The 247-nt window shown below is 39.7% G+C and carries 1 pseudogene; it reads left to right on the forward strand.

The features are described from left to right. A pseudogene (locus R0J88_RS22495) lies at positions 1-247 on the forward strand (class I tRNA ligase family protein); the annotation flags it as partial.

Raw genomic sequence — 247 nt, forward strand, 5'->3', positions numbered from 1 at the left:
AAAATTGATTTTAAACGTTTAGGTGTTTTTGCCGATTGAGACAAGCCTTATTTAACAATTAACATTGACTTTGAAACGAAAGCAATTCGTATGCTTTGGCGTATTATAAAAAATGGTCACCTGCACAAATGCGCAAAGCCTGTGCACGGGTGTACTGATGGTGGCTCTGCAGTAGCTGAAGCTGAGGTTGACTATCAAGTAAAACAATCGCCACCCCTTCATGTGCCTTTTATTTTTGATGATCAGG

The organism is Pseudoalteromonas sp. SIMBA_162 (assembly GCF_046535955.1).
In the GTDB taxonomy this organism is placed as follows: Bacteria; Pseudomonadota; Gammaproteobacteria; order Enterobacterales; family Alteromonadaceae; genus Pseudoalteromonas; species Pseudoalteromonas marina.